The organism is Duganella sp., assembly GCF_039595735.1.
Taxonomy (GTDB): domain Bacteria; phylum Pseudomonadota; class Gammaproteobacteria; order Burkholderiales; family Burkholderiaceae_D; genus Rugamonas.
In genome coordinates this window covers 38,355-53,509 of record NZ_JBCNLB010000020.1, presented here as the reverse complement: position 1 = coordinate 53,509, position 15,155 = coordinate 38,355, and the positions used below count along the sequence as shown (strand labels likewise).

The window sequence follows — 15,155 nt, the reverse complement described above, 5'->3', positions numbered from 1 at the left end:
GTTACGCATTTTTCTCAAACAGCGCGTAGAACAAACCATCGTGATCCTGCCCGGAGCCGCCGGCGGGGAGCAATTGGCCGGGCGCATCCAGTCGGACAGCCTGGTTGCGTACAGCAAACGCGGCCGCCTGCGCCTCGGATTCCTGCGGCCACAAGGAACATGTCACGAATAACAATTTACCACCCGGTGCCAGCATCTGCCAAAGGTTGTCCAGGATTTTTCCGGAAAGTGTTGCAAGTTGGAGCGTGTCGGCCTTGCGGCGCAGCCAGCGGATATCCGGATGGCGGCGCACGATGCCGGAGGCGGTGCACGGCACGTCGGCCAGGATGCGGTCGAACGGCTGGCCGTCCCACCAGTCCCTGTTCTGGGCTTCGGCCGGCTTCAGGGTGGCCTGGAGCTGCAGGCGGTCGAGGTTTTCGCCCACGCGCGCCAGCCGCTTGGGATCGGCGTCCAGCGCGGTGACCTGGGCATCGGCCAGTTCCAGGATGTGGCAAGTCTTGCCGCCGGGCGCGGCGCAGGCGTCCAGCACCCGCATGCCGTGCTGGACGTCCAGCAGCGGCGCGGCCAGCTGGGCGCCGGCGTCCTGCACCGAGACCAGGCCTTCGGCAAAGCCGGGAATCAGCTGCACGCCGACCGGTTTGTCCAGGCGCACCGCGTACGGACCGATCTGGCGCGCGGCCATGCCGGCCTCGGCCAGCGTGGCCAGGTATTGCTGCATGCTGGTCTTGCGGGCGTTGATGCGCAGGGTCAGCGGCGGCGCGGTGTTGCCGGTCGCCAGCACGCCCTGCCAGTCCTGCGGCCAGGCGGTCTTGACGGCGTCGATCCACCACTGCGGATAATTCCATTTTGCTACCGGTTGCAGCAGGGCCGTGTCCAGCAGCGCCTGGCGCTCGCGCAGGAAGCGGCGCAGCACGGCGTTGACCATGCCCTTGGCGCGGGCGGTGTCCGGGTGGGCATCGGCGGCGCTGACGGTCTGATCGACCACGGTGAATTCCTCGTACGGCGGCGTCGGGTCCGGCGCGGTCATCAAGGCCAGCGCGCAGGACAGCAGGGCCGACACCAGGGGCTCCGGCGCTTTCGGCGCCATCAGCGCCACCAGCGCCTCGCTCTGGCCCAGCTGGCGCATGGCGCGATAGGCGATGTCCTGCATGGCGCCGCGCGCCTGCGGCGTGGTGTCCGGCTGCCTGGCCCAGACCTGGGCCAGCGCCTGCGGCAGGTTGGTGCCGTTTTTCACCTGGGCGATGGCATTGGCGGCGCCGATCAGGCTGAACGCCAGCGAATCGGGCTTGAGGCGGGTCTGGAAACCGGTCTGCAACGCTGGTTTCAGGTCGCGCGCATGGCTGGCGCGCAATTTCGGCGCTGCCGGCTTGGCGGGCGACTTCAAAGAGAGCGTTGGACGCTTGTTCATATGCTAATTCCAGAGTGGGTGACGGCCGTGATCGCGCAGTATACAGCAGCGCCTATGACAAGGCGATTACGACATATGTAAACACTTGTATCTGTTACGCTTGATTTGACACAAACAACCGCACGGTTTCAGGCGTAGTATCGGCACATGGCTACCCAGGTAAAAACCGAATCCACCTCCGACCAAATCCTTGAACGGTTAGGCGCGCTGGAAATCGACGTCGCAGTCATTAAGTCGAACTACGCGACAAGGGAAGATATTGCCAAGCTGGAGGTGCGGCTTATCCGCTGGTTTGTCGCCACGGCGGTTACCCTCACCGGCATGGTTGCCGCCATCGCGTTCTCGGTGGCCAGGTTTATTCATTAGATAACACCCCGTTCCCGACGCCTTTCCCCGGTCAACACAGTATAATTACCGCTGTTTGGCCGGCGCCGACGCGCCTGCCGTTTCCACTATCTGATGAATTTTTAAGCGCATGTTAGCCCAACAAAAACAAGACATTACCGCCCTGTTCCAGGCCGCCCTCGCCCCCATCCTCGCCGGCACCGAAGTGGTTGCCAACGTCGTGCTGGAGCGGCCACGCGACCCGTCACACGGCGATGTGGCTTGTAACATCGCCATGCAGCTGGCCAGGCAGCTGAAAATGAACCCGCGCGAACTGGCCACCAAACTGGTCGACGCTTTGCTGGCCAACCCGGCCCGCAACGGCCTGATCGACAGCGCCGACATCGCCGGTCCGGGCTTCATCAACCTGCGCGTCAGCGCCGCCGCCAAGCAGTCGGTGGTCAAGACCGTGCTGGCGCAAGGCGCCGCCTACGGTTCCGGCGACGCCGGCCAGGGCAAGAAAGTGATCATCGAATTCGTCTCCGCCAACCCGACCGGCCCGCTGCACGTCGGCCACGGCCGCCAGGCGGCGCTGGGCGACGCGCTGTCGTCGCTGTTCGTCTCGCAAGGCTATGACGTCACCCGCGAGTTCTACTACAACGACGCCGGCGTGCAGATCCAGACCCTGGCCAACTCGGTGCAGGCGCGCCTGCGCGGCTACAAGCCGGGCGACGCCGAATGGCCGGAATCGGCCTACAACGGCGACTACATCGCCGACATCGCAGCAGACTTCAAGGCCAAAAAGACCGTGTCGGCCTCCGACGGTTCGCCAGCCACCGCCTCCGGCGACGTCGAAGACATCGAATCGATCCGCGCCTTCGCCGTGACCTACCTGCGCAATGAGCAGGACATCGACCTGCAGGCCTTCGGCGTCAAGTTCGACAACTACTACCTCGAATCGTCGCTGTACTCGGACGGCAAGGTCGATGCCGCGGTCGAGATGCTGAACAAATCCGGCAAGACCTACGAGGAAGACGGCGCCCTGTGGCTGCGCACCGAAGACTACGGCGACGACAAGAACCGCGTGATGCGCAAGAAGGACGGCACCTACACCTACTTCGTGCCGGACGTGGCCTACCACATCGTCAAGTTCCAGCGCGGCTTCCAGCAGGCCATCAACGTCCAGGGTTCCGACCACCACGGCACCATCGCCCGCGTGCGCGCCGGCCTGCAGGCGGTCAACGTCGGCATCCCGCAAGGCTTCCCGGACTACGTGCTGCACAAGATGGTCACCGTGATGAAGGGCGGCGAAGAGGTCAAGATTTCCAAACGCGCCGGCTCCTACGTCACCGTGCGCGACCTGATCGAATGGTCGGGCGGCGGCGACATCACCAAGGGCCGCGATGCCGTGCGCTTCTTCCTGATCTCGCGTAAAGCCGACACCGAATTCGTGTTCGACGTCGACGTCGCGCTGAAAACCTCGGACGAGAATCCGGTCTACTACGTGCAGTACGCCCACGCGCGCATCTGCCGCATGCTGGAACAATGGACCGGCGACGAAGCGTCGCTGGCGGATGTGGATCTGTCGCCGCTGACCGCACCAACCGAAGCCGCGCTGCTGGCCACCCTGGCCGCCTATCCGGAAGCGCTGGCGCGCGCCCAGGCGGAACTGGGCCCGCACCAGATCGCGTTCTACCTGCGCGACCTGGCCGCCAACCTGCACAGCTTCTACTTTGCCGAGCGCGTGCTGGTTGACGACGAAGCGCTGAAAGCCGCGCGTATCGCCCTGATGGTGGCCACCCGCCAGGTGCTGCGCAACGGTCTGGCGCTGATCGGCGTTTCGGCGCCCAACAAAATGTAATTGCGAAGGACATCCCGCACAATGAATTTCCGCTCCAGCTTTACCCCACGTTCGAAACAGCAGGGCAACACCTTCGTCGGCATCGTTATCGGTCTGGTCATCGGCCTGAGTATCGCGGTCGTGGTGGCGCTGATGATCACCAAGGGCTCGACGCCGTTCACGGACAAGGGCCACCCGAGCAAGGCGGCGGAACCAACGGCGGGACAGATTGCCGATCCTAACAAGCCAATGTACGGCAACAAGGATGCGGCACGCGAGGCGGCCAGGGACTTCGCCAAAGACCAGCAGCCGGCGCCCGCCGCCGCACCCGCCACGCCGGCTGCGCCGGCCAAACCTGCGGCCGACCAGCTGCAGGCCATGGTCGACAAGATCCAGGGCACGCCAACCGCGCCAGCTGCCGCGGCCAAGCCGGCCGCACCGGCCGCCACGCCGAATGCCGCCAATGTGGCGCCGCAACCGGCCGCCAAAGCCGCCGATGCCGCCGCCGGCGACGACAAATTCATCTACTACCTGCAGGCCGGCGCCTTCCGCGAAGTAGCCGACGCCGAAAGCGCGCGCGCCAAGCTGGCCTTGCTGGGCTTTGAAGCGAATATCTCGGACCGTTCGACCGACACCGGCGTGCTGCATCGCGTGCGTCTCGGCCCTTACAACCAGGTGGAAGCGATGAACAAGGTCCGTAGCAAGCTGTCCGAAAACGGCATCGACGTTGCCGTTGTGCGTAACCAGAAATAAAAGGAGTAACGATGCGATTCCTGAAATTCATCCTGAGCGCCGCCGCCCTCAGCGCGGCGCTGAGCGCCAACGCCTCCCCGGCCGATCCCAAGAACGGCGTGGAATACAAAACCCTGGCGGCGCCGCAGCCGGTGGACACCGGCAAGAAGGTCGAGATCATCGAGTTCTTCGACTACGCCTGCCCGCACTGCGCCGCTTTTGACGAATCGCTCAACGCCTGGGTGAAAAAACAGGGCGACAACATCGTCTTCAAGCGCATGCACATCTCGCGCGCCGGCACCGACCTGCCGCAGGAAAAAATGTTCTTCACGCTGGAAGCCATGGGCGTGCTGACGCCCGAACTGCACAGCAAGGCCTTCAAGGAAATCCATGTCAACCGCAACCCGCTGCGCCGCGACGAGCAGGTGTTCGAGTTCATCGCCAAACAGGGCATCGACAAGCAGAAATTCATCGACACCTATCGCGGCTTCGGCGTGGCCGGCCGTGTGCGCAAATCGACCGCCATGATGGACGCCTACAACGTCGACTCGTGGCCGATGCTGGCGGTGGACGGCAAGTACATGACTTCCCCGACCATGGCCGATGCCGGCGTCAACGCCGCCAAGACCGAGGCTGACCTGCACGGCGAAGTGACGCAGGTGCTGGACATGCTGGTCGCCAAAGCCAAGACAGAGAAGAAGTAAGCATGACGCCTTTGCGCGTCTTCATCACCGGCGCCTCCAGCGGCCTGGGCGCCGCGCTGGCCCGCCAGTATGCGGCGCAGGGCGCCACGCTGGGCCTGCTGGCCCGGCGTGGCGAAGCGCTGGCTGCCCTGATCTCCACGCTCCCCAATCCACAGCAGCACCGCGCTTACGCGGTGGATGTGCGCGACCACGCCGCCATCGACGAGGCGGCGCAAGCCTTCCTCGGCGACGCCGGCGGCGTTGATGTGGTGATCGCCAACGCCGGCATCTCGGTCGGCACGCTGACCGAGTATGCGGAAGACATTCCCGTCTTTGCCGAGATCATCGCCACCAATGTGGTGGCCACCGCCGCCACCTTCGCGCCCTTTATCGCCGCCATGCGCGCGCAGCGCACGCCGGGGCGGCTGGTGGGCATCGGCAGCGTGGCCGGCATCCGCGGCCTGCCGGGCGCCGAAGCGTACAGCGCCTCCAAGGCGGCGGTGATCAGCTACTGCGAATCACTGAGGCTGGAGATGAAGCCGCACGGCATCCGCGTGGTCACCATCTGCCCCGGCTACATCGACACGCCGATGACGCAGAAGAACCCCTACCCCATGCCGTTCCTGATGGACCCGGACAAATTTGCCGTGCAGGCCGCGCGCGTGATCGCCGCCGGCCGCAGCTACGCCGTCATCCCGTGGCAGATGGGGATGGTCGCCAAGGTGCTGCGTCTGCTGCCGAATCCCGTCTACGACTGGGCCTTCGGCAAGGCGCCGCACAAACCCCGTAAAGCTGCCGGCTCCGCCGCGCCGCGATGAACACCGCCATGAACCAGGACTTTGCACCGGGCCTGTCCGCCCCTGCCATCAGCGCCCACTGCGCCACCTCCGCCACCCACGTGGCGATTGAAGTCGTCGCCGAAACCGGCTCCACCAACGCCGACCTGCTGGCGCGCATTGGCAGCTTGAACGGCCCGTTGCTGCGCATCGCTGAGAACCAGACCGCGGGCCGCGGCCGTGCCGGCCGTTCGTGGCTGTCCAGGCCCGGCGCCGCGCTGATGTTCTCGCTGGCCTGGCCCTTCAAAGGCCCGCTGCACAAGATGTCCGGCCTGCCGATGGCGGTCGGCGTGGCGCTGGCCGAAACCATCGCCTCGCTGGGCGTGCCGGTGCAGATCAAATGGCCGAATGACCTGCTGCGCGACGGCGCCAAGCTGGCCGGCATTCTGGTCGAAACGCAGAAGACCGATGACGCCATCTGGGCCGTCATCGGCTGCGGCATTAACCTCGTCATGCCGGACGAACTGGAAACGGCCATCGGCCGCGAAGTGGCCAGCGCGCCATGGCTGGCGCAAATGGACCGCAACCAGCTGATGGCCGCCCTGCTCAGCCGCCTGGCCGCGGTGCTGGCCGAATTCGACGACACCGGCTTCGCCCCCTTCGCTGAGCGCTGGAACGTCCTGCACGCGTGGCAGGGCAAGGACGTGGTCCTGCTGGACAACGGCGCCATCGTGCAGCAGGGCCGCGCCGCCGGTGTCGATGACATAGGCCGCCTGCTGCTGGACACCGATGCCGGCCGCGTAGAAATCCTGTCCGGCGACGTCTCGCTGCGACTCTCGGGAGCACCAACATGATGTTACTGATCGACGCCGGCAACACCCGCGTCAAATGGGCGCTGGCCGCGCCGGATGCGCAGCTGGGCCAGTGGACTACGGCGGGTGCCGCCAGCCACGCCGACATGCCGCAACTGGAGCTGGTCTGGTGCGAAGCCGCCGCCACCCACGGCATCAGCCGCGTGCTGATCGCCAATGTCGCCGGCAACGCCCTGCGCGTGCAGCTGGAATACGTGCTGCAACGCTGCATGCCCGATACGCCCGTCACATGGTTTGCCTCGCTGCCGGCGCTGGCCGGCGTCACCAATGGCTACCGCAATCCGGCGCAACTGGGCTGCGACCGTTTTGCCGCCGCCATCGCCGGCCACGCGCTGGCGCCGGGCGTGCGCGCCATCGTGGTCAACTGCGGCACCGCCACCACCATCGACGCCATGACCCCGGACGGCGTGTTCCTGGGCGGGATGATCCTGCCGGGGCTGGGCCTGATGGCCAGCTCGCTGGCGCGCAACACCGCGCAGTTGCCGCAGATCGCCCAAGACGGTAAGCTGCCGGATGGATTTGCGGACAATACCGACGACGCCATCCTGAGCGGCATCCTGGCCGCGCAGAGCGGCGCCATCGAGCATGCCTGCGTCCAGCATCAAGCCGCCGAATGCATTATCTCGGGCGGTGCCGCGCCCTACATTGCGCCGATGCTGAAAGTACCGTACCGTATCGTTGAAAATATTGTGCTGATCGGATTACACGCTGCCGCCTGCAGCGCCGGATAGAGGAACACCTGTGCTGAAGTTTATTTTCTGGTCCCTGCTCGCTGTGAACACCGCGCTGTTCGCGTATGGGCGCGGCTATCTGGGCCACTTCAGCGGCAACGAGCATGAGCCGGAGCGGCTGCTCAACCAACTGAACGCCGACAAGCTGGCCATCATCCCGGCCGAAAAAGCCGCCGCGGCCGGCGCCGCCGCCGTAGCGCCGGCCGCACCGGACGTCAAGCCGGAAGCCTGCCTGGAAATCGGCAGCTTTGTGCTGGCCGACGCGCGCCGTTTCGAAAATCAGCTGGAGGCGCTGAAGCTGGGCGACCGCCAGTCGCGTCACAACGTGCCGGGCACCGAAGTATCGAGCTATATCGTTTATATTCCGCCGCAAGGCAGCAAGGAAGGCGCGGATAAAAAAGCCGGCGAGCTGCGTGCGCTGGGCATCACCAACTACTTCGTCATGTCCGACAATTCGCCGCTGCGCTGGGGCATTTCACTGGGCGTGTTCAAGACCGAGGGGGCCGCGCAGAATCAGCTGGCCGCGCTGATGAAGCAAGGCGTGCGCACCGCCCGCGTGGCGCCGCGCATGAGCGGCAGCAAGCTGCTGGCCTTCCAGTTCCGCGACGTCGACCCCGACCTCAGAACCAAACTGGAAAAAATCCGCGCCGGCTTCCCTAACGCGGAACTGCGCGTCTGCAAATAATCAGCGCTGCACCACGATGGGTTTGAGACCCAGCGATGACGGCAGCCCTTGCGCCGCCTGCTGCGCTTCCTGGCGCGTGGCAAACGGGCCGCCAAACAGGCGGAACACCGAACCGCCCTGCACCACTTCCAGCCCATTCAGTTTGCCCGACAGTCTGGCGCGCACCGCATCCGCGTTTTCCGCGCGCGAGTAGGCGCCCAGCTGCAGGTAGAAGCCGCCCGCCGTGGCGGCGGCTGGCGCCGCGTAGTCGGTCGGCGCGCGGTCTGCCAGCATCAGCGTTTCGATATCTTTTGGCGCGGCGCCCGGCGCCGATGGCGTCAGCACCAGCGGTTGATTGATCACAGTGGCGGTCACGGTCGGCGTCGGCACGTTGGAGGCTTGCGCCAGACGGTCTTTCGGCTGCGGCGTCAGGCGCGCCTTGCTGCTGCCCGACACACCTTCACGCGTGGCCAGCATGCGGTCGATTTCTTCCGGCAGGATGCGCTCGATTTTCAGTTCGTGGCTGCCCTTGCCCAGCAGGCCCAGTTTCAGCGCCGCCGTGTAGGACACGTCGATGGCGCGGTTGGCGTGGAACGGCCCGCGGTCGTTGATGCGCACGATCACGGTGGCGCCGCTCAGCATATTGGTCAGGCGCGCGTAGGACGGAATCGGCAAGGTCGGATGCGCGGCCGTCATCTTGTACATGTCGTACAGCTCACCGGACGAGGTGCGCTGGCCGTGGAATTTCTTGCCGTACCAGCTGCCGACGCCAATCTGGGTGAATGGCTGGTCGTCGGTGATGGGCGTGTAGGTCTTGCCAAACACGACGTAGGGGCGGTTGGAGCGCGGCAGCAGCGGATCGTTGCGCACGTCGGCATCCGGCGTGTCGGCCAGGTTGGGCGGCGGCGCATCGCCGGGGCCATCGTCCTGATAATAGCCGCCGCGCCCCGAGTTCGCGGGCGGCAGCACCGGCAGCGCCGTTTCAGGCCTGGTGGCGGACGGCGATTTGATCACCGGGCCGGAGGTCTGCACGGGACGTGGCGCCGGCTGCGTGGCCACTGGCGCGCTGCCGCAACCCACCAGTGCCAGCGCCGTGGCCATGGTGGTCAGATTGATAAGATGAAGACGTTGTAAGCGCATAGGCCGAGATAGTATCACCGATGACGCTGCACACTCATCAGGATACCGCCGCCGAGACCGAGGGTCATCAAGGCCGTGCCGCCATAGCTCATGAACGGCAGCGGCACGCCCACCACCGGAATAATGCCGCTCACCATGCCCATGTTGACGAAGGCGTAGGTGAAGTAAATCATGGTGACGGCGCCGGCCAGCAGGCGCGTAAACAAGGTCAGCGCATTCATGGCGATGGTCAGGCCGCGCCAGATCAGCAGCATGTACAGTACCATCAGCACCACGTTGCCAAGCAGGCCAAACTCCTCCGAGAACACGGCAAAGATAAAGTCGGTGGTGCGCTCGGGGATGAATTCAAGGTGGGCCTGGGTGCCGTGGGTCCAGCCCTTGCCGGTCACGCCGCCGGAGCCGATGGCAATCATCGACTGGATGATGTGGAAGCCTTTACCCAGCGGATCGTGATACGGATCGATCAGCGTCAGCACGCGGTCGCGCTGATAGTCGTGCATCACGGCCCACAACAGCGGCAATGCGGCGGCGGCCAGGCCGGCCAGCACGCCCAGCGCGCGCCACGACAGGCCGCCGAGGAAGATCACGTAAGCGCCGGCCGCCGTCACCAGCAGCGCGGTGCCGAGGTCCGGCTGGCGCGCAATCAGGCCGGCCGGTATCGCCAGCAGCAGCGCGGCGATGGCGTAAGTCTGCCAGCGCACGTGCCCCTGCTCGCGCTGGAAGAACCAGGCCAGCATCAGCGGCATGGCGATCTTCATCAGCTCCGAAGGCTGGATCTGCGTGCCGACATACAGCCAGCGGCGCGAGCCGCCCTTGATCACGCCAAACAGCGCCACCGCCACCAGCAGCGCCACGCCCAGCGCGTACACCGGCACCGCCATCCGCATCATGGTCTGCGGCGGAACGTTCGCCACCAGCCACATCACCAGCACGGCCGCCGCGATATTGCGCAACTGGTCCCACACCTTGCCGGGGATGGCGATGCCGGCCGAGTACAAGGTGATCAGGCCGACCGACAGCAGCGCGCCGATGATCAGCGCCAGCGGCACATCGAACACCAGCACGTAAGGCTGCACACGCTGCCACAGCGTACGTCCATCCACAATCGCCATCAGGTCTGCACCAGTTTACGATGGCGCTGGATGCTCATCAGGATGCCGGCGCCCAGACCCAGCGTCAGGAGCGCGGTGCCGCCGTAGCTCATGAACGGCAACGGCACGCCCACCACCGGCAGGATGCCGCTCACCATGCCCATGTTGACGAAAGCATAGGTGAAGTAAATCATGGTGACCGCGCCGGCCAGCAGGCGGGTGAAGAAGTTGGGCGCATTCCCGGCGATCATCAGGCCGCGGCCGATCAGCATCAGGTACAACAACATCAGAATCAGGTTACCGATCAGGCCAAATTCTTCCGAGTACACGGCAAAAATAAAGTCGGTGGTGCGCTCGGGAATGAATTCCAGGTGGGCCTGGGTGCCGTGGGTCCAGCCTTTGCCGGTGATGCCGCCCGAGCCCACCGCGATGGTGGACTGGATGATGTGGAAGCCTTTGCCCAGCGGGTCGGTGGTTGGATCGATCAGCGTCATCACGCGCTCGCGCTGGTAATCGTGCAGCACCGACCAGATAATCGGCAGCGCCGCGGCGCCGGCCGCAAATAATCCGATCAATGCTTTCCACGCCAGGCCAGCCAGGAAGATCACGCAGAAACCGGCGGCCACCACCAGCAGCGCCGTGCCCAGGTCCGGCTGGCGCACGATCAGGCCCACCGGCACTGCCAGCAGCACGGCCGCAATGCCATACGATTGCCACGTCAGGTGGCCGGCGCGGCTCTGGAAGAACCACGCCAGCATCAGCGGCGTGACGATCTTCATGAATTCCGACGGCTGGATATCGACCACCCCAATGTGCAGCCAGCGCCGCGCGCCCAGCTTGATGGTGCCGAACAGCGCCACGCACACCAGCAGGAACACCCCGAAGGCGTAAGCGGGGACTGCGATGCGCATCATCATCTGCGGCGAGATGTTCGCCACCAGCCACATGACGCCGAAGGCCAGCAGGATATTGCGTATCTGGTCTTCCATCTTGCCGGGAATGCCGATGCTGGCCGAGTACAGCGTGATCATGCTGACCGTCAGCAGCATGATGATGATGAGCGTCAGCGGCCCATCGAACACAGTGAAGTAGGGTCGCATGCGACGCCACAGCGAACGTCTTTCGTGTATGCGCATGGTCGGTAATCCTTATTGTTTCTTCCGTACCGGCGCCGTTGGCTGCGCTGCCGGCGTGGCGGCGGGCGCAGGCGGCGGTGCGGGCGGCGGCGCCGGTTCGCGGCGCGCTTCAGCCGCTGCTGCTGCGGCTTCGGCGGCCTCGGGATCTTCGATCGGCACGAATTCGGCCGCGTCTTCCTTCGGCACCTTGGTGGTCTCCTTGTCGGTCGGACGCTTGCCCAGCAGGTAGAAGTCGAGCGCCTTGCGCGCGATCGGCGCGGCAATCTCCGCGCCCCAGCCGGCGTTTTCCACCACCATGGCAACCACGATCTTCGGCTTGTCGGCTGGCGCAAACGCGGTGTACAGCGCGTTGTCGCGCAGGCGCTCGGCCAGTGCGGCGGCGTTGTACTTCTCGTTGGCCTTGATGCCCACCACCTGCGCCGTACCGGTCTTGCCGCCCGAGGTGTAGCCGGCGTTGGCGAAGGCGCGGTAGGCGGTGCCGCCCGGTTCACTGTTCACGCCCACCATGGCGCTCTTGATGATGTCGATGTTTTCCTGCTTGAGCGGGATGCGGTAGCTTTCGCTTGGCACGGTGAGCTTGCGCGCGCGCGTGCCGCCGTCTTCCAGGATCTTCACCAGGTGCGGCTTCATCACAATGCCGTTGTTGGCCAGGTTGGCCATGGCGTGCGCGATCTGCAACGGGGTGTAGGAGTTGTAGCCCGAACCGTTGGAGACCGAGATGGTGTCGCCGCCGACCCATTTGCCGGCATTGCCCTTGAAGCGCTTGCGCTTCCATTCTTTCGACGGCAGCACGCCGGTCTTTTCGTTATCGAGGTCGATGCCGGTTTTTTCACCGAAGCCGAACGGCTTCATGAAGGTGGTGATGGCGTCGATGCCCATGTCGTTACCGAGCTGGTAGTAGTAGGTATTGCAGGACACGATGACCGAGCGGCGCAGATCGACGTTGCCGTGGCCGCCCACTTTATCGTCGCGGAATTTGTGGCCGCCGAGGTAGAAGTAGCCAGGGTCCGGATACGCGGTAGCCGGGTTGCGCTTGCCCAGCTCCAGCGCGGCCAGCGCCATGAAGGGCTTGAAGGTGGACCCCGGCGCGTAGGTGCCGGACAGCGGCCGGTTGACCATCGGCCGGTCGAGCGAGGTATTCAGCTCGTTCCAGCTTTGCGAGTCGATGCCGTCGACGAACAGGTTGGGATCATAGCCGGGACGCGAGACGTAGGCCAGGATGTCGCCGGTCTCCGGTTCGATGGCGACGAAGGCGCCGCGCCATTCGCCAAACGCTTCTTCCACCACCTTTTGCAGTTCGATGTCGATCGACAGGATCAGGTTATTGCCCGGCGTGGCTGGCGTGCGCGACAAGGTGCGAATGGCGCGGCCGCCGGCCGATACTTCCACTTCCTCGTAGCCGGTCTGGCCGTGCAGCTGCTTCTCGTAGCTCTTCTCCAGGCCCTCTTTGCCGATATGGTCGGTGCCCTTGTAATTCGGGCCGTCGTCGGTGGCTTCGATGGCCTTGACTTCGTTCTGGTTGATGCGGCCAATGTAGCCGATCACGTGCGAGGCGGTTTCACCCAGCGGGTACTGGCGGAACAGGCGCGCCTGCACTTCCACGCCGGGAAAGCGGAAGCGCTGCGCGGTGAAACGCGCCACTTCCTCGTCGGTCAGGCGGGTGCGCAGCGGCACGCTCTCAAAACCCTTGGATTCATCCAGCAATTTCTTGAAGCGCTTGCGGTCTTTCACGTCCACCGTCACCAGCTTGGACAGCTCGTCGATGGCTTCGTCCAGGGTGGTGTGCAGCTTGGACGGCGTGATCTCCAGCGTAAAGGCGGAGTAGTTACGCGCCAGGACCACGCCGTTGCGGTCCAAAATCAGGCCGCGGTTCGGCACGATGGGCACGATGGCAATGCGGTTCTCTTCCGCTTTCACCGCGAAGTCGCTGTACTTCACGATCTGCAGCCAGATGAAGCGCAGCAGCAGCAGGGCGAAGCAGAAGAATACCAGTCCGCCCAGCACCGTCAGGCGCAGGCGGAACTGCTGCAGTTCGCGCTGGTTGTCCTTAATTTCAGTCATACTGTTTGTGCGCTCAGATCGGGCGGGTGTGATCGCGGTCCACTGCGCGGCGCTGCGGCGCCAGCAGCAGCCAGGTCGTCAACGGCCACAGGGCCGATGCCACCACGCTTTCGATGAAGTAGAACCAGCCGGGGAATTTACCGGAGACGAAGAAGCGCACCACCAGTTGTACTGACTGCGCCATCAACAGCAGCGGGAACACGTGCATGGCCTGGGTCCAGATCGGGAACCACAGCACCCGGCGGTGCAGCATGATGGCGAAGTAGGACAGCAGCGTGTAGGACAGCGCGTTCTCGCCCAGCAGCGTGGCGTCGTGCACGTCCATCAGCAGGCCGAGGAAGAAGGCGGTGCCGATGCCGACCTTGCGCGGCTGATGCACGCCCCAGAATACCAGCACCAGCGCCACGAAATCGGGCACGCCGATGAACTGGCCCCAGGGCAGGAGATTGAGCAGGAAAGCGCAGAACAGGCTGAAAGCGATGAACAGCGGGCTGACCGGCAGCAGGATATAGTGCGGACGATTCATCGTGCCGGCTCCTTCGATTGGTTGGCGGGCGTCGCGGCGGGCTTGGCGCCGGCGGTTGCCTGGCCGGCGGCGGCTGGCGTGGCTGATTTGGCGCCGGCGGCATCGGTGGCGGCAGGCTTCGGCGCAGGCGACGGCATCACCGGCATCAGGCCAGGTGCGCCGTTGGTTGCCGTTGCGGCGGCGGCTGGCGTGGCGCCGGCGGCGGCAGGCTGCGCTTCCGTCCCCTCTTTCGGCACATCCTTGATCGGCGCCATCTTGTTATTGTGCTTGCGCACTGCGCGCGGCTCCTCATCGGCTGGACGCGGCGGCATGTCCGGCGTCGACATCAGAATCAGCAACTGTGTATTGTTCATGATGCCGGCCAGCGGCTGGCAGATCACGCCGCCGAACGAACCGCCGGCGCTGTTCTCCACCTGTGACACGCGCGCCACCGCCAGGCCGGCCGGATACACACCGTCCAGACCCGAAGTGACCACGATATCGCCGACCTGAATATCCGCATTCGGCGCCGTGAAGCGCAGCTCCAGATTACCGGCCTTGCCGCGCCCATAGGCCACGGACCGCAAGCCATTGCGCAGCAGCTGCACCGGAATCGCCTGCTCCTTATCGGACAGCAGCGTCACTTCGGACGTAAACGGGAACACCCGCGTCACCTGCCCGACCACGCCCTGGTTGTCGATCACCGGCAACCCCAGCGCCACGTCATGGCGCGTGCCGCGGTCCAGAATGATCTTGCGGCTGTTGACATCGCGTGCATCGTACAGCACATCGGCCAGCATCGACTTCACCGGCAGATGCTGGCGCGCCTCCAGCAAACGGCGCAACTGCGCGTTCTCGGCAGCCTGCAACTGCGCCTGCTGCAACGCCTGCGAGCTGAGGATCTGCTGGCGGCGCAACTCGCGCACCTGCTTTTCCATCGATGACAAGGTAGAGAAATAATTGCCGACGCCGTAAATGGCGTCGCGCGGCAGCAAGGCCGCCATTTGCAGCGGATACAGCACGGTGCCGGCCACCTGGCGCACCGTGGTCAGGGTTCGCATATGCGAATCGACCAACAGCAGTGCAATCGATATGCACGCGAACACCGTCATCTTGACCCGCGCCGAGGCGCCTTGCTTGAAAAGTGGCGGAGGACTGTATTCCATGACTTCCAATAAGCATCGGGGCCGCT

The 15,155-nt window shown here is 64.9% G+C and carries 15 protein-coding genes; 8 read left to right on the top strand and 7 right to left on the bottom strand.

Features of this window, described 5'->3' with window-relative positions:
- Position 1: 1 nt before the first annotated feature.
- Positions 2 to 1,408, bottom strand: a complete 1,407-nt coding sequence (rsmB, locus tag ABDW57_RS24255; protein ID WP_343732711.1) for a 16S rRNA (cytosine(967)-C(5))-methyltransferase RsmB — start codon at positions 1,406 to 1,408, stop codon at positions 2 to 4.
- A gap of 147 nt (positions 1,409 to 1,555) precedes the next feature.
- On the opposite strand from rsmB, the gene ABDW57_RS24250 reads away from it, so the two are divergent.
- From ABDW57_RS24250 to ABDW57_RS24215, 8 genes are all read left to right on the top strand, one after another.
- On the top strand, positions 1,556 to 1,774 hold the full coding sequence (locus ABDW57_RS24250; protein ID WP_343732710.1) for a hypothetical protein: 219 nt from the start codon (positions 1,556 to 1,558) through the stop codon (positions 1,772 to 1,774).
- A 109-nt stretch (positions 1,775 to 1,883) separates the two neighbouring features.
- Positions 1,884 to 3,593: an arginine--tRNA ligase gene (gene argS / locus ABDW57_RS24245; RefSeq protein ID WP_343732709.1), complete on the top strand. Its 1,710-nt coding sequence runs from the start codon at positions 1,884 to 1,886 to the stop codon at positions 3,591 to 3,593.
- A gap of 21 nt (positions 3,594 to 3,614) precedes the next feature.
- Positions 3,615 to 4,325 carry an SPOR domain-containing protein gene (locus ABDW57_RS24240; protein ID WP_343732708.1) on the top strand — a complete coding sequence of 237 codons (711 nt, stop codon included), beginning with the start codon at positions 3,615 to 3,617 and terminating at the stop codon, positions 4,323 to 4,325.
- An 11-nt stretch (positions 4,326 to 4,336) separates the two neighbouring features.
- Positions 4,337 to 5,008: a thiol:disulfide interchange protein DsbA/DsbL gene (locus ABDW57_RS24235; protein ID WP_343732707.1), complete on the top strand. Its 672-nt coding sequence runs from the start codon at positions 4,337 to 4,339 to the stop codon at positions 5,006 to 5,008.
- Positions 5,009 to 5,010: 2 nt separating this feature from the next.
- On the top strand, positions 5,011 to 5,805 hold the full coding sequence (locus ABDW57_RS24230; RefSeq protein WP_343732706.1) for an SDR family oxidoreductase: 795 nt from the start codon (positions 5,011 to 5,013) through the stop codon (positions 5,803 to 5,805).
- Between the two features lie 8 nt (positions 5,806 to 5,813).
- A complete protein-coding gene (locus ABDW57_RS24225) occupies positions 5,814 to 6,617 on the top strand; it encodes a biotin--[acetyl-CoA-carboxylase] ligase (protein WP_343732705.1) in 804 nt (267 codons plus the stop codon).
- Positions 6,614 to 7,366, top strand: coding sequence for a type III pantothenate kinase (locus ABDW57_RS24220; RefSeq protein WP_343732704.1), 753 nt, complete (start codon positions 6,614 to 6,616; stop codon positions 7,364 to 7,366). Before ABDW57_RS24225 ends, ABDW57_RS24220 begins: the two co-directional genes overlap by 4 nt.
- Before the next feature lie 10 nt (positions 7,367 to 7,376).
- Positions 7,377 to 8,051 carry an SPOR domain-containing protein gene (locus ABDW57_RS24215; protein ID WP_343732703.1) on the top strand — a complete coding sequence of 225 codons (675 nt, stop codon included), beginning with the start codon at positions 7,377 to 7,379 and terminating at the stop codon, positions 8,049 to 8,051.
- Here ABDW57_RS24215 and ABDW57_RS24210 read toward each other — a convergent pair whose 3' ends face one another.
- From ABDW57_RS24210 to mreC, 6 genes are read right to left on the bottom strand one after another with little or no spacing between them, the layout of a single operon-like run.
- Complete coding sequence (locus ABDW57_RS24210; RefSeq protein WP_343732702.1) at positions 8,052 to 9,131, bottom strand: septal ring lytic transglycosylase RlpA family protein; 1,080 nt, start codon at positions 9,129 to 9,131, stop codon at positions 8,052 to 8,054.
- A 53-nt stretch (positions 9,132 to 9,184) separates the two neighbouring features.
- On the bottom strand, positions 9,185 to 10,282 hold the full coding sequence (gene rodA / locus ABDW57_RS24205) for a rod shape-determining protein RodA (RefSeq protein WP_343732701.1): 1,098 nt from the start codon (positions 10,280 to 10,282) through the stop codon (positions 9,185 to 9,187).
- On the bottom strand, positions 10,282 to 11,397 hold the full coding sequence (gene rodA / locus ABDW57_RS24200) for a rod shape-determining protein RodA (RefSeq protein ID WP_343732700.1): 1,116 nt from the start codon (positions 11,395 to 11,397) through the stop codon (positions 10,282 to 10,284). The genes rodA (ABDW57_RS24205) and rodA (ABDW57_RS24200) overlap by 1 nt, the downstream gene beginning before the upstream one ends.
- 12 nt (positions 11,398 to 11,409) lie before the next feature.
- A complete protein-coding gene (gene mrdA / locus ABDW57_RS24195) occupies positions 11,410 to 13,458 on the bottom strand; it encodes a penicillin-binding protein 2 (protein ID WP_343732699.1) in 2,049 nt (682 codons plus the stop codon).
- Positions 13,459 to 13,471: 13 nt separating this feature from the next.
- On the bottom strand, positions 13,472 to 13,984 hold the full coding sequence (gene mreD, locus ABDW57_RS24190; RefSeq protein WP_176649287.1) for a rod shape-determining protein MreD: 513 nt from the start codon (positions 13,982 to 13,984) through the stop codon (positions 13,472 to 13,474).
- A complete protein-coding gene (gene mreC, locus ABDW57_RS24185) occupies positions 13,981 to 15,129 on the bottom strand; it encodes a rod shape-determining protein MreC (protein WP_343732698.1) in 1,149 nt (382 codons plus the stop codon). The genes mreD and mreC overlap by 4 nt, the downstream gene beginning before the upstream one ends.
- Positions 15,130 to 15,155: the final 26 nt, after the last annotated feature.

Coding starts and splice junctions, on each gene's coding strand:
- rsmB (WP_343732711.1), bottom strand. CDS start 1,408: ATGAACAAGCGTCCAACGCTCTCTTTGAAGTCGCCCGCCAAGCCGGCA.
- ABDW57_RS24235 (WP_343732707.1), top strand. CDS start 4,337: ATGCGATTCCTGAAATTCATCCTGAGCGCCGCCGCCCTCAGCGCGGCG.
- mreC (WP_343732698.1), bottom strand. CDS start 15,129: ATGGAATACAGTCCTCCGCCACTTTTCAAGCAAGGCGCCTCGGCGCGG.
- ABDW57_RS24225 (WP_343732705.1), top strand. CDS start 5,814: ATGAACCAGGACTTTGCACCGGGCCTGTCCGCCCCTGCCATCAGCGCC.
- ABDW57_RS24240 (WP_343732708.1), top strand. CDS start 3,615: ATGAATTTCCGCTCCAGCTTTACCCCACGTTCGAAACAGCAGGGCAAC.
- ABDW57_RS24230 (WP_343732706.1), top strand. CDS start 5,011: ATGACGCCTTTGCGCGTCTTCATCACCGGCGCCTCCAGCGGCCTGGGC.
- mreD (WP_176649287.1), bottom strand. CDS start 13,984: ATGAATCGTCCGCACTATATCCTGCTGCCGGTCAGCCCGCTGTTCATC.
- rodA (WP_343732700.1), bottom strand. CDS start 11,397: ATGCGCATACACGAAAGACGTTCGCTGTGGCGTCGCATGCGACCCTAC.
- ABDW57_RS24210 (WP_343732702.1), bottom strand. CDS start 9,131: ATGGCCACGGCGCTGGCACTGGTGGGTTGCGGCAGCGCGCCAGTGGCC.
- mrdA (WP_343732699.1), bottom strand. CDS start 13,458: ATGACTGAAATTAAGGACAACCAGCGCGAACTGCAGCAGTTCCGCCTG.
- ABDW57_RS24250 (WP_343732710.1), top strand. CDS start 1,556: ATGGCTACCCAGGTAAAAACCGAATCCACCTCCGACCAAATCCTTGAA.
- rodA (WP_343732701.1), bottom strand. CDS start 10,282: ATGGCGATTGTGGATGGACGTACGCTGTGGCAGCGTGTGCAGCCTTAC.
- ABDW57_RS24220 (WP_343732704.1), top strand. CDS start 6,614: ATGATGTTACTGATCGACGCCGGCAACACCCGCGTCAAATGGGCGCTG.
- argS (WP_343732709.1), top strand. CDS start 1,884: ATGTTAGCCCAACAAAAACAAGACATTACCGCCCTGTTCCAGGCCGCC.